Origin of the sequence: Vibrio sp. J383 (assembly GCF_023503985.1) — a bacterium.
Lineage (GTDB): Bacteria > Pseudomonadota > Gammaproteobacteria > Enterobacterales > Vibrionaceae > Vibrio > Vibrio splendidus.
The window spans coordinates 75,358-87,776 of sequence record NZ_CP097295.1 but is presented as its reverse complement, the minus strand read 5'-3'; the positions used below and the strand labels follow the sequence as shown (position 1 = coordinate 87,776).

13 protein-coding genes are annotated in these 12,419 nt (G+C 40.7%); 4 read left to right on the top strand and 9 right to left on the bottom strand.

Annotated elements, in window-relative coordinates:
• Positions 1-30: 30 nt before the first annotated feature.
• The 4 genes from M4S28_RS25955 to M4S28_RS25940 form a co-directional block, all read right to left on the bottom strand.
• Positions 31-2,211, bottom strand: a complete 2,181-nt coding sequence (locus tag M4S28_RS25955; protein ID WP_249633870.1) for a TonB-dependent receptor — start codon at positions 2,209-2,211, stop codon at positions 31-33.
• 103 nt (positions 2,212-2,314) lie between these two features.
• On the bottom strand, positions 2,315-3,283 hold the full coding sequence (locus M4S28_RS25950) for a siderophore ABC transporter substrate-binding protein (protein ID WP_017094254.1): 969 nt from the start codon (positions 3,281-3,283) through the stop codon (positions 2,315-2,317).
• A gap of 53 nt (positions 3,284-3,336) precedes the next feature.
• Positions 3,337-4,290, bottom strand: coding sequence for an iron chelate uptake ABC transporter family permease subunit (locus tag M4S28_RS25945; protein WP_249633869.1), 954 nt, complete (start codon positions 4,288-4,290; stop codon positions 3,337-3,339).
• The gene (locus tag M4S28_RS25940) at positions 4,287-5,231 is read right to left on the bottom strand and encodes an ABC transporter permease (protein WP_011154635.1); all 945 of its coding nucleotides are present in this window, start codon (positions 5,229-5,231) and stop codon (positions 4,287-4,289) included. Before M4S28_RS25940 ends, M4S28_RS25945 begins: the two co-directional genes overlap by 4 nt.
• Positions 5,232-5,640: 409 nt before the next feature.
• On the opposite strand from M4S28_RS25940, the gene M4S28_RS25935 reads away from it, so the two are divergent.
• From M4S28_RS25935 to M4S28_RS26500, 3 genes are all read left to right on the top strand, one after another.
• On the top strand, positions 5,641-7,773 hold the full coding sequence (locus tag M4S28_RS25935) for a condensation domain-containing protein (protein ID WP_249633868.1): 2,133 nt from the start codon (positions 5,641-5,643) through the stop codon (positions 7,771-7,773).
• A 77-nt stretch (positions 7,774-7,850) separates the two neighbouring features.
• The gene (locus M4S28_RS25930; RefSeq protein ID WP_102442279.1) at positions 7,851-8,627 is read left to right on the top strand and encodes a 2,3-dihydro-2,3-dihydroxybenzoate dehydrogenase; all 777 of its coding nucleotides are present in this window, start codon (positions 7,851-7,853) and stop codon (positions 8,625-8,627) included.
• A gap of 160 nt (positions 8,628-8,787) precedes the next feature.
• Positions 8,788-8,910, top strand: a complete 123-nt coding sequence (locus M4S28_RS26500; protein ID WP_283780503.1) for a hypothetical protein — start codon at positions 8,788-8,790, stop codon at positions 8,908-8,910.
• A 21-nt stretch (positions 8,911-8,931) separates the two neighbouring features.
• Here M4S28_RS26500 and M4S28_RS25925 read toward each other — a convergent pair whose 3' ends face one another.
• The 5 genes from M4S28_RS25925 to M4S28_RS25905 form a co-directional block, all read right to left on the bottom strand.
• Complete coding sequence (locus M4S28_RS25925) at positions 8,932-9,615, bottom strand: IS6 family transposase (protein WP_249633779.1); 684 nt, start codon at positions 9,613-9,615, stop codon at positions 8,932-8,934.
• A gap of 175 nt (positions 9,616-9,790) precedes the next feature.
• Complete coding sequence (locus M4S28_RS25920; protein ID WP_249633867.1) at positions 9,791-10,108, bottom strand: BrxR family helix-turn-helix transcriptional regulator; 318 nt, start codon at positions 10,106-10,108, stop codon at positions 9,791-9,793.
• Positions 10,109-10,142: 34 nt separating this feature from the next.
• The gene (locus M4S28_RS25915; RefSeq protein WP_249633866.1) at positions 10,143-10,559 is read right to left on the bottom strand and encodes a hypothetical protein; all 417 of its coding nucleotides are present in this window, start codon (positions 10,557-10,559) and stop codon (positions 10,143-10,145) included.
• A 5-nt stretch (positions 10,560-10,564) separates the two neighbouring features.
• The gene (locus M4S28_RS25910) at positions 10,565-10,792 is read right to left on the bottom strand and encodes a hypothetical protein (RefSeq protein WP_017098129.1); all 228 of its coding nucleotides are present in this window, start codon (positions 10,790-10,792) and stop codon (positions 10,565-10,567) included.
• A gap of 116 nt (positions 10,793-10,908) precedes the next feature.
• Positions 10,909-11,145 carry a hypothetical protein gene (locus tag M4S28_RS25905; RefSeq protein ID WP_017098130.1) on the bottom strand — a complete coding sequence of 79 codons (237 nt, stop codon included), beginning with the start codon at positions 11,143-11,145 and terminating at the stop codon, positions 10,909-10,911.
• A gap of 304 nt (positions 11,146-11,449) precedes the next feature.
• Between M4S28_RS25905 and M4S28_RS25900 the strand changes: the two genes are divergently transcribed.
• Entirely contained in the window at positions 11,450-11,941 is a 492-nt protein-coding gene (locus M4S28_RS25900) for a YjaZ family protein (RefSeq protein ID WP_017098132.1), read from the top strand.
• Positions 11,942-12,419 lie beyond the last annotated feature (478 nt).

Genomic DNA, 12,419 nt, shown 5'->3' with positions numbered 1-12,419 from the left:
CAGAAAGGTCAAGGGCAAAATTGACCGAGATTAAAAATCCGCTGTAGCAGATAGCATCACCGTACGAGGGGCACCCAACGCAAGGCTAGCGTAATGGGTGGTAGTCCAATATGCTTCATCGGTTACGTTGTTGACCGCAAGACGCCAAATGACACTTTGATTGGCGATGGTAGAGTTATAGCGAGCACCTAAATCAAAAATAGTCTGTGCAGACAGTGATTGAGTGTTTTGTGCATCAATATATTGCTCTGACATGTAATTTGCTTGACCAATAAGAGTAAGTTGACGCATCACTGGTAGGTTCCATTCCAATGCTAACTTAGCTTGAAGATCGGGTAGCTTAGTCGCTTGCTTTCCTTCAGTCGTGACATCTGTTGCTTTAGTGATCTCTGCGTCGGTATAAGCGATACCACCAGTCAGCGTGTAGTCCTCTAACACCGTACCATAGAACCCCCATTCAATACCTCGATTACGTTGCTCGCCACCAAAAGAGTAAATGTTAGTGTCTGGGTCTTGGTATCCGTTGGGCTTTTTGATCTCAAACAAGCTAAAAGTATGAGCAAAGTCGTTCATATCGAGCTTTAAGCCGGCTTCTGTTTGCTTGGTTTTTTGTGGTTCAAACGCTTCACCCACGTTAGCGGCCCCCGAGCCTGCCGTTTTTCCGTTTGTTAGGCCTTCGGCATAGTTACCGTAAAGAGAAACTGAGTCAGAAACTTTATACAACACAGCAATAGCCGGTGTGTAGGTACTTTCCTTAAGCTTTGTGGTAGGAAAAGCATTTCCATTCCAAGTAACACCTGATTCGTAATCAATACTCTGATGACGTAAACCTAATGTGAGTTGGTATTTGCCATTAGCTAAAGATAAGGTATCGGCTACACCAAAGCTGATCTGTGTGGAATCGACCGGTAATTCATAATAGTTGTCATATGTGGAATCTTCAGGCCCCCACACTGGGTTATATATATTAGGATTCCAGGACTCAGGATTATTGTTCCCTGTCGGAGAATCATTTTTATCTTCTCTAAAGTAGGTACTATTAAGCACCAAATAATGCTCTATAGGCCCTGTGTCAAAACTGCTACGAATCCCTACCTCACCGGAAGTGCGTTTGCTTTCTAACTTAACGGAGCCAAGAGACACCTCAAGAGTTCCGCTGTCGTCGATGATTTTAACTCTTTGTGGTACATTAGAATCAAAGTCTGTACGACTGGCACCCACAGCACCGTAAGCTGTTACGGAATTACTCAAATCCAGTTCAGCACGAATCATCATGCCTTTATCTTCACTGTCATTGTATGCCCAACTAGGGCTGAGTAAGGTATCTGACGAAGGGGGGGACGGGACGTCAACGCCAGAAGCTATGCTCAAACCTCGATTTGCACCATCAACTCGCTCTGTACTAAAGTATAAATCAGCTTCAATCAACGCAATATCATTACGCCAATCAAGGCTCAGCGATGCGAGTTGCGCTTTACGACTTTGACCATCAACTGACGCATCCCCATCTCTGAAAACCCCATTAAAACGAACCCCAAATTGTTCGTTTTCACCAAAACGGCGACCAATATCAATATGACCGCCAAATTGAGAATCCGACATATAAGTGCCAGTAAAGGATGTGATTGGTGCTTCTTGAGCTCGTTTAGTCACCAAATTGATCGAACCGCCAACTGAACCGTTCGGTGGCATACCATTAAGCAAAGAAGCCGGGCCTTTCAGTACATCTATGCGTTGGTACATCTCTGGAGAGCTACGATAGTAAGGAGCGATTCCATATAAACCATTGAACATAACATCGCCAATATCCGAACTGAAACCTCGGATCTTAAAGCTTTCTTTGTTTAACCCGGTTTCCCCACTGGTAAAAACAGAAGGATCAGACGCGGATATTACATCGGATATATCTTGTGCATGTTGGTCTTGAATGTGTTTGTCTGTGTACCCAATGGCATTAAATGGGGTATCTAGGAAGTCTTTATCGCCGAGCATCCCTATGCTGCTCGCCTTTGAGATTTTACCTGCCGCATACGCCTCATTGGCTTGGCCGTAAACGGTGATAGATTCGTCGGCCTGCTCTTCAGCGTGAGTGATACTGATGGGCAATGCAGACGCGCTGATCTGAAGCGCGACCAAAAGAGCGATACGACTTAGAGTTGGTTTACCACTAAATGATTGTTTTTTATGACAGGTCGCTACCTGATGAGTCATGGTTGATTCCTTTTTATCCTGTTTTAGGCTGGCTCACATCCGCACTGGAAAGCAGTGACGGTTTTTTGCTGGACTACGTTGGTCTAGCTTATTGTTTTGAAATCTAGCTCTGATAACCTTTTATAATGTCGTCAATCACGATTTTCAGTGATGTGATGCTGGCAGAAGTGATGTACCAGGCGTCAGCATCGACAAAGATTACTTTGCCGTTTTTCCATGCTTTGGTTTGTCGAAGAAGAGGGTTTGCCAAATGTTCCGCATCAATAACCGGCTTGCCTTCCATGACCGCTGTGCGATCAATGATGTAAAGAATGTCAGGGTTGGCTTGATTAATAAATTCACTGGAAATAGGCTGGCCATGTAAACTGGCTGCAATTTCAGTACTCGCAGGTTTTACACCCAGTACATCGAAGACAAAGCCATATCGAGACTCGATACCAAATGAGCTAAAAGAGCCATTGTTATGCATCACAACTAAAGCTTTTTCTGAGCGTTCGGCCGTCAAGGCTTGAACCTCATCGACCTTGGCATCGATTTCAGCCACTTTCTTTTGAGCGAGTGTTTGTTTATTAAAGATTTCACCGAGATCAATAACGTGCTGTTTGATTATGTCGACGTGATGCCCATGACTGTTACGGAAATCAATATCAAAGTGTACCGTTGGTGCGAGCTTAGACAGTTCTTCATACTGATTGGCGTGCAGTGGGGTCATCAAAACTAGATCGGGTTTAAGAGCATAGATTTTTTCCATGTTGGGTTGAACAATTGCTCCAAGGTCCGAAATGTCAGGAGTGTTTTTATACTTTGCCAAAAAGTGGGGTACAAAATCTTTCACCATACCTGCAATAGGTACGTTTAACTGATCTAAGAAATCCACTTCATTCATATCGAGAGCTGCCACTCGCTGAGGTCGATTTGAAATCACGGTTTGACCTAGATTATGTTCAATCACGATGGGGGTTTCTAATGGTTGAATAACTTGAGATTGAGCCACTTTTGGTTCGCAACCCGTTAAGGTTACAAGAGAGCTACAGACGATCGCGACAGCAATATTTAGGGTGCTCTTAAACATGGTGATTTCCTTATGTTGCAGTAAGTTGCCAATAAACAGGCGATGAACAGACTTTATAGCTGGCTTCTTGCTCTCATCGTGATGATAAGGAAGTACCCGCCACAAAGGACGTTGACCAAAATAGAGACTGTTGTTTTATAATTAAAAAAGTGTTCAACCATCAATTGAGCAGTTAAAAACATCACAATAGCGATGGTGCAAGCAACCGGTAAGGTGTGTCTGTATTGCGGAGAACCCGTGATGGAATAAGCAATGTTGGCAATGAAAACCCCCATGAACGCAGTTGGTCCAATTAAGCTAGTAGAGATGGCCACAAGAATTGCGATGACAGAAAAGTATTTAGGAATATAGTGCGCATCGTTGAGCCCTAAAGACATTGCCTGATCTCGTCCTAACCCAATCACGTCTAGCTCACTCACCCATTTATTGGCAAAGAGGGCGAGAATACTCAACACCGTGCCAGCAAATAAAAGTGTGGACGGCTTCGCTCTTTCAAACGAGGTGTAACTTAACCCCTGGAAGATAGAGAACTCTCCAGGACTTATTCTAATCTGGATAAATTGAGCAACCGTTGTCAGCACCATGGTCAGCACAAACCCAATCAACAACACTTGATGAATATCATGTTGAAATCGCTTGAGCACCCAGAATTGAATAACGAATGAGTACAACAAAATGAGTACCGCTGATACGACAAAATTACCTACCACACCCAAAACTGCACTACCAGAGGTGCCAACAAATAATAAGAGCAGAGCTTGCCATACAAGATAAATGGACTCGTAACCCATAATAGATGGCGTCAATATGCGATTTCTGGCCAAGGCTTGAAAAATGACAGCAGAGATAGCCACACAACTTCCCCCGATTATGATCGCACTGAGTTTAATGAGCCTTCTTGGGATGATGTACTCAAGGTCAAACCCTGAATTAATGAAAATAAAAGCGATAGATAACAGGATCACGAGTACAACACTCACTCGTAAGTTTAAGTTGAGTGATGTCATGCTTTTGCTCCCTTAAGCAAAAAGGCAAGAAACATAACTCCACCTACGGCACTTGCGGTCAAACCTACTGGTACCTCAAACGGAAAAAGCACAACCCGACTAATGACATCGCAAAAAATCAGTAGCGAGGCACCGCCCAATGCAACAATAGGTAAAGTGTTTTTGAGGTGGTCGCCGTATTTTAGCGCCACTAAGTTAGGGATAACTAAGCCAACAAAATGAATGGCGCCCACCGTCACTACTGTGACTGCAACCGTGATTGAAACGAGTATCAACCCTAATGCGGCGGTCATGGCGTAGCTGATGCCCAAATTGGAGGCTATATCTTCCCCCATCCCCATCACTGTAAATCTATGAGCATAGAGGTAGGTCAACAAGGTTATAGGCAAGATCAAAAAAATGATTTCATAATGCTCTTGGACCACTTTGGAGAAGTCCCCCATCAACCAGCCAGACATACTTTGTAAAATATTGTTTTGATAGGCGTAAAATTCAGCAAGTGCACTGAGTACACTACCAAACATCAAGCCAATCACTGGAACCAACGCAGTATTGCTGAACTTAACCTTACGTATTATAGCGATGTAGACCAAGCCAGCGGCAAAGCAAAACAGGACAGCAAAGAACATACGTTCCAATTTGTCTGATGATGGCAGCATCACGATTGAAACCAAAATACCGAGTTTAGCCGCATCAAGGCTGCCTGTAGTTCCAGGTTCAACAAAACGATTTCTAACGATGTGTTGGAGAATAACGCCGCACATCGCCAAGCCGGACCCCGTAAGAATCAGAGCAACTAGCCTTGGTAGCCTGCTGGCTATAATAGGCAACCAAGCTTTCTCATTAAACGTCGGTAATAATGACCACTCGATCTGGTTCGCACCAAAAAAAAGAGATGTAGCGCACAAAGTAAAGAACGCCAGAATCATACGAAAAGTCATTTAGAATGCTCTCCAAAATAGTAGGAATATTGAGACGCATCAAAATTCAGGGAAAAAGCAAATAGAATGAAGTACTCATAAAATAGAATTACCATAATGAAAATGTCGAATTCTAAAAAATGGTAACTATGTTTCTTTTTAATAAAAAATAAGGTCACAACTAAACTCTCAAAATTTTTAGAGCTACTACAGATGTAAATTAATTAGGGTCACAGCAGGGATTTAGCAGAGCCTCAACAGTTATAAATACATCGTTAAACTTAATAAAATTATTAACTTGACGGAAAATGCAAATCTAAATGATAATCAATACTATCACTATTACTCTTGATGCGTAAGCAAATTAACGCATAATTTATAAAAATAAGATCGACAACATAGAAACCCTCAGATAAGAATCAGGACTCACATGAACAACGTCAAAAGTAAACCTAAAACCCTACTGTCAATTAGTGAACATGAAGAAGAGGTATGGATACAGCAGCTTCAAGATCCAAGAAGCATAGAATGGACAGTAGACGCTTATACTATTGATATAAATAGTAAAAATGAACAGCTTATACAAGCTGTAAAAAAGTTAGTTTTAAATGACATACAGTTAAATCTGCGCTATCGATTCTCAGATGAATTTGAGTTGGAGAAATGGCACTCAGTTGATAGTGAGGGGTTAACAAATGTTGCTCAGGTAGAAGGTGAAAAACTATCAGACCGGGTAGCAGATATAAAACTACGCCTTTGGGATCCAGATTTCCAACCGCCATTTGGGGTGGACATTTTACAAGAAGGGAAAGAAAAATACTTACTAATCTCAACACATCCTATATTAGACTTACACCTTAAAAATAAATCAATCATTAATAATATTGAGTCTAATTATGAATTTTTAAACACCCTTAATTTTGAGTCAAAGCTAAATCCAATATACTTAGATATAAGTAAAATTGATAACAATAACAATAACAACATCGAGCAAATAATACTGTCTGAATTCAGAGCCAGCCTTGATGACCCCGAGGTTGAGTTAGGTGATGATTTTTTTGAAATGGGTGGTCACTCGTTATTAGCAACAAGAATCATTGGTAACTTAATGAATAACCATGATATTGAAATCAGCTTTAATGACTTTTTCAAATCACCAAGCGCACAAGCACTCGCTCGCTGCGTATCGCTAACCGATAAGTCGTCATGCAATAAGCCAGTAGATATGGCTCTCCCACACGGTTCAACCTCTATAGGTAGTAAGCTACCATTGTCATTTGCACAAAGCTTTTTATGGAACGCCCACCTCGCAACTGGCCAGTGTGCTATTTTTAATTTGCCGTTTGCAATGCGCTTTGATGCTGAAGTTGACGAGGAAGTATTTAAACTCGCTTTTTCAGACCTGTTGATTCGTCATACAGGATTAAGAACTTTATTTAACGAGGGTACTGATGGTTCCATACAACAGGTTATTGACGAGAAAGACTTAATTCAGTACTCATGGTTTTGGAGCAGCGCAGAATCAGGCACCTCGAGTCTAGAATCAGAAGCATCTTATGTATTTGATTTATCGAAAGAGTTACCACTTCGCATTCGATTTTTTAAAGATAGAAAAACTAATCAGCAAGTTTTATCTTTCCTAATCCATCATATGATTATTGATGAATGGTCATTAAATAATTTGATGTCCGAACTTTCTGATGCATATTTAGCTCGCAGTCAAAATCAAGAGCCTGAGTGGGATAAATCAGCCTATAGTATTCATGATTATGCACTCGCCCAAAAAAATCGAGGTCCAATTGAAGAGGACATCAATTACTGGGTGAACCACTTACGAGGCTCAACTTCAGGCCTTAACTTAACCTGCACAGAACCAGATCAAAATGGGCCAGAAGTAAACCCGATTGAAGCCAATTGGATAGAAATTGACTTAGGTCCAAGCGCGTACCACTCCGTACACTCACTAGCAAGAGAATACAATTCATCTATCTTCAGCGTTGTGTATTCTGCAATAGCACAAGCTCTACATAATGCAGGGAATTTAAAAGACTTAGTGATCGGAACATCTGCATCGGGCCGTGATGATGCGAAATATTTTGATTCAGTAGGATACTTCACGACCATGGTTGCCCATCGAGTTATATTTGAACCGGACCAATCTTTTGGCAAATTGATTGAGAATGTAACTATGACCATCAATGACTCAATGCCACATGCAACTGTACCTATTGATATGGTACAACGAGAGCTAGGTTTGGATCCAAAAAATGGATTACTGTTCGATGTATATGCTCAAATCCATGCTGACAATGCGCTATATGGTTCTCTACAAACGCCGAATAACATACCGGTTCCATATCAACAAATCCTTCCAAACAAGAACAAATCGTTGTTTGGTTTACACTTTGAAATAATGGAAAACGTTATTGGTGATGAACGGACATTGCGCCTAATTGTGACTTATCAAACAGCTCGTTATAACGCAAAGCAAGTTGTAAGTATTGGCCAACAAATGAAAGCAACCTTGACTGGCCAAACCGTTCATCAGCAAGAGCCAGCCTAAACACCAGAGACAAAATACTTACTTGAAATCCTCCCTAAATCTCGGCGATGGGGAGGGTCTTTAAAATGGAAATTACGATGTCATTAGATAATCAAAAAGTACTGCTAGTTGGTGCTGCGACCGGAATTGGTTTATCAACATTAGAAAGTTTACTTCGGGCTGGCGCTAGAGTAATTGTTGCAGACAATAAATTAAAATTGCTCGAAAAAAATACTCAGGCCTTAGCCAAAGAATACCCAAAGCAGTTTGAATGCCACTGGTTAGATTTGGCAGACCAAGTAAAAGTGCTAGAAAGTGTGGATGCTTGGCAACAAAAAGAGCTATTTAATCATTTAGTTTGCTGTGCAGGGGTGTTACATGTCGGTCCTTTACACGAATTATCTATGTCTACGATTAAACAAACTTTTGATGTAAATACTTTTGGTGTGCTCGCATTAATGCAAGCCATAGCGAAAACAATGAAGACTCAAGGTTCTGGAAGTATGGTCATAGTTGGATCAAATGCTGCAAATACACCAAGGCAATCTATTGGTGCATACGGTGCCTCAAAATCGGCTCTACATATGATGGTAAAATGTGTGGGTATTGAACTAGCTCCGTTTGGCATTCGATGTAACATAGTTAGCCCAGGCTCAACAGATACTCCAATGCAAAGACAGCTGTGGACTGAAAATTATGGTGAAAAAGAAGTAATTGAAGGAGATATAAATCAATTTCGCTTGGGAATCCCTCTCGCCAAGCTAGCTCAACCTGAAGATATTGCCAACGCTATTTTGTTTTTGCTTTCAAAAGCAGCAAGCCATATTACCATGCATGACTTACGAGTAGATGGTGGGGCTACCTTGGACAACTAAACCAATTGGTAAAAACTAATAATAAAAAGTAGATTCAAATAATACATAATTACAAACTCGATTATAAACCATTACCAAGAAAATGAACGCATTGATGGTTTAATTATCCTCTTTAGTGTCTTATTGTGTCTACAAATAGATAAGGCACGAAGAGGGCATAATGACAACCATCATCGATTCACTGGAGCTGGTATGCGAACGCATGCAGCAAGAGCAGTCAGATCTGAAAGCTGTTATCAAAGAGCGGATGCAGATAAAAGTAACGGTTCTGTCACACTTCTAACTAGATTTGCGACAGATACAATTATACTGCGAGTGCGTAGAATCGCTCAAAGGCCGTCTGGCCTTCAATATCTATCTGATCTTGTTTCAACATCGTCCACACTTCCCGCCCATGCAAACTGGACAAAGCTCCTTCCGTTGACTTCCAACCGAGTGCTTGACGTGTTTTCTGCTTCACCCAACGGTGGCTCTGCTCAACGATATTGTTCAGATATTTAATGTCCAAAATCTCTACCAGTGAGAGCATAAAATAACCCGTCAACCAAAGCTGAACATTCATCGAATCAATGGCCGCGTAGTTACTCTTACTTCCATCTATGACGACTTTGCTTGGTAAGCCATTTTGTGCAATGGCCTTATTCAGAAAGGCTTTAGCAGCGGCCTCATCACGGTTCTGACTAAGATAATAATCGACCACATTTCCAAATTTATCGACGGCTCGGTAATAGTAGACCCACTTCCCCTTTATTTTGATGTAGGTTTCATCCATACGCCACGAGTCAGAAACCGGCTTCTTTCTACGCCTCGCTCTATGCTCCAATACTGGTGTAAATTTGATAACCCAACGATTAATAGTCGCGTGATCCACAACGACTCCGCGCTCTAATTGTATCTCTTCAATTTCACGATAACTGAGTTTATAGGCGAGATAATAACGTACGGTTTCGAGAATAACTTCAGAGGGAAAGTGGCAGCCTTTAAACATTAAGAATCAGTATCATGAATAGAAATTAAGCAAATCTTAACTTAAAGGCTCAAAGTTTGCGACAGACCCCCCCCAATAGACTGTATCGCCTTTGCCTACTGGATTAGCAAAATACGCAATAGTCCCTTCTGAACGCTCTACCTCTTCACTATCCTGGCTAACTCTTATGAAATACTTAAATTTTTCTATCATTTTTGTTTTCGCTCTCGTTAAATGTTCCAAAAACAGTGATTAAAGCATCAACAAACTCACCGGCTTTAACTTCACCAAGAAAACACGGTTTGAAGGAATCTGTAACCATATATTTTTTCTTAGCAGGAACGTAGATCATCGAATCTGGATTAGCCGCTAAATAGTATTGAAAGACCTTACTCACCTTTTGACGGCCTAAGCCCAAATGACGGTAAATATCTTTACTGGTAACGTGACCATTGAGCATTAGCTTTGCATCAATCAGTTTTAATACAGCATCATCAAGTAATGGACGTGACACGATTTTTCCTCGTTAAATAATCTCAAAATCAATTCTACATTGGAACGATGTCGTAATGAGTCCATATCTTAGATTGTTCTATTTTTTCAATCGATTGTTCAATGTGATTTCTTAATAAATGTTTATCATCCAATTCATCCGAGTAAGCTTTCAAGGCATGCACTACATTAGGATATTGAGTGCGTAACGAACCACTGGCTTGAAGTGCATAAAGATGAGGGTGATCCAATCGTGGATGAAACTCAAATTTAACGTTATAACCAGCCATCTTTAACCGATGTCGTATGGTTCCAGAACGCAGAGTCCTAATTTTTATCTTTGAAAAAATCAGTTCCGCTTCCTTACGATTTTTTGCCTCGAAAATATCGTGTACAACTACTTCGTTTAAACCAAAGTCTAAATAGTCATCGCTATAAATAACTTGATCACAAATAAAAAATAGTTTTGCCAAGTGCTCTAACCTTTACTTTCTAAACTATCGGCAATTTCGCGGAGTTGCCTGACCCATTCTGCTTTAGAGCCGCTTTTAAATAACACTCCGTCAAAGCATTGCTTCAACGAAAAACAAGAAAGTGGGAGCTCTGGCGATAGGGACACCATTAAAACATCGGCCTGGTAATCATCAATCATAACCGTAGGCTTAATTAGACACGTTAATCCCTTCGGATTAATTTCACTGTTCATAACAAATTATCCCTCGCTAATTAGACTTGCCGCTGGCTGTTACTGTACCACGCGACCATTGAATAAATGTGGTCGAACTAATTTTCCATTCTCTTATTTTTCGCATACTTTCTCTATTAGCAGCGTCTTAATGTTTTATCGTGATACTTCATTGTTGCCGCCCCTATAGACAATGTGCTAACAGCAAAGAAAGCAAACCAACGATAATTTAGATATTTAGTTACGGCTGACAATGCATCCGTTGGTACTGGTGATGTCCACGTAATAATGAAACTAATAACGCTACTTAACATAAGAGCAACGGTAATAATTATTCCAGTCTTAACTTTCCAATCAAAAAATTCAAAAATCATGTTCTCCATTCCCTACGATATGAGATCAAATTAACGTCATGACAAATACTATACATACTGATGTATAGAAAGCAAACGACTTGACTTAAATAACGTCATGACAGAAAATAAAAATCATGAAAATTCAAAACGGCAAAAGAGGGCGACCTAAACAGGACGTAACTCTTGATAAAAAACAAGAAATTCGATGTACAGAGAATGATAAAGCGCTGTGGAAACTTGCAGCCCAAGATCACGAGTCGGTTAGTGAATGGGCTAGAGAAATCCTTACGCGAAGCGCTAAGAGGAAGGTTAAGGACAGTTAATGACTTGGAAAGGTTTCACTATTGAAGGCGACTTTTATGACTTAACCCATCTACAAAGTACCTCTCATGACATCGAGGTTGATGGTAACTCAGTAAAACTACATGTTAGTTACGCCAATCACTGCTTTACTGATGAGAAAGAAAATGGGCCAATACTTTTTAGGCAGGAAGGGCGATACTGGTGTCATGAGAGATACCAATGCAGCATAGAACTTCCGGATCTCATCAAAAATAAGCTTATCGATAACTATGCTGTGCCTTACATGACCAAGAAAGGCGAATCCTATCATTACATGGAAGCATTTGATTACGCTATCTTCTTTAGTATTTCTAAACCAAATGGCACTACCAATGAATTGAAACTTAGAGTCAATTCAGCTTATGAGGTGGACGACTGGGGTAAAGGAACTCTACCGAAGGGTAAAGCCAAGCGTGTTAGCTGGATACTTTCACAACGACTTCAGGGAAAGTCGGTGCTTAAAAGAAAGTAGTAGATATGAAAAAAGCACCCTAAAGGTGCTTTTAACAAATAAAAAATCTGGTCTGGTCTTTATCTTGGATTATCCTGTTCACTGACTAGGGGAATCGCTTCCGACACCAACACCCTCAAAGAGAGTTCCAGTATGTGTTGACACCCCTAATATTACGCAATAGCGTATCAATTACCAATAGATTTTACCTATCAAAAAATCAAATCCCCCCCCCATATTCCTATCTAAAAAGCCATATCAGCAATTGTTAGTATACTCACAGTATTTGTATCTGGGGTTTTGTGCCCATTTCAGAGAAAAGTCCAATGTGAGTCGCCAGATCTTTATTTATAAGGGCTGAATGCTGGGGTATGTTTCTTGGACCATCTCTTATAGCGTCAATGCTGTTTGGTAATTAAGATACGACAGAATCGCTCGGTGATCACACGATTAAACGATGCTTCTGAAACTCACTTTTGTCGGGTGGACGACACTTGTT

What these genes read in the sequence shown, in the direction of transcription:
- M4S28_RS25955 (WP_249633870.1), bottom strand. Translation starts at nt 2,211, where the DNA reads ATGACTCATCAGGTAGCGACCTGTCATAAAAAACAATCATTTAGTGGT.
- M4S28_RS25950 (WP_017094254.1), bottom strand. Translation starts at nt 3,283, where the DNA reads ATGTTTAAGAGCACCCTAAATATTGCTGTCGCGATCGTCTGTAGCTCT.
- M4S28_RS25945 (WP_249633869.1), bottom strand. Translation starts at nt 4,290, where the DNA reads ATGACATCACTCAACTTAAACTTACGAGTGAGTGTTGTACTCGTGATC.
- M4S28_RS25940 (WP_011154635.1), bottom strand. Translation starts at nt 5,231, where the DNA reads ATGACTTTTCGTATGATTCTGGCGTTCTTTACTTTGTGCGCTACATCT.
- M4S28_RS25935 (WP_249633868.1), top strand. Translation starts at nt 5,641, where the DNA reads ATGAACAACGTCAAAAGTAAACCTAAAACCCTACTGTCAATTAGTGAA.
- M4S28_RS25930 (WP_102442279.1), top strand. Translation starts at nt 7,851, where the DNA reads ATGTCATTAGATAATCAAAAAGTACTGCTAGTTGGTGCTGCGACCGGA.
- M4S28_RS26500 (WP_283780503.1), top strand. Translation starts at nt 8,788, where the DNA reads ATGACAACCATCATCGATTCACTGGAGCTGGTATGCGAACGCATGCAG.
- M4S28_RS25925 (WP_249633779.1), bottom strand. Translation starts at nt 9,615, where the DNA reads ATGTTTAAAGGCTGCCACTTTCCCTCTGAAGTTATTCTCGAAACCGTA.
- M4S28_RS25910 (WP_017098129.1), bottom strand. Translation starts at nt 10,792, where the DNA reads ATGAACAGTGAAATTAATCCGAAGGGATTAACGTGTCTAATTAAGCCT.
- M4S28_RS25905 (WP_017098130.1), bottom strand. Translation starts at nt 11,145, where the DNA reads ATGATTTTTGAATTTTTTGATTGGAAAGTTAAGACTGGAATAATTATT.
- M4S28_RS25900 (WP_017098132.1), top strand. Translation starts at nt 11,450, where the DNA reads ATGACTTGGAAAGGTTTCACTATTGAAGGCGACTTTTATGACTTAACC.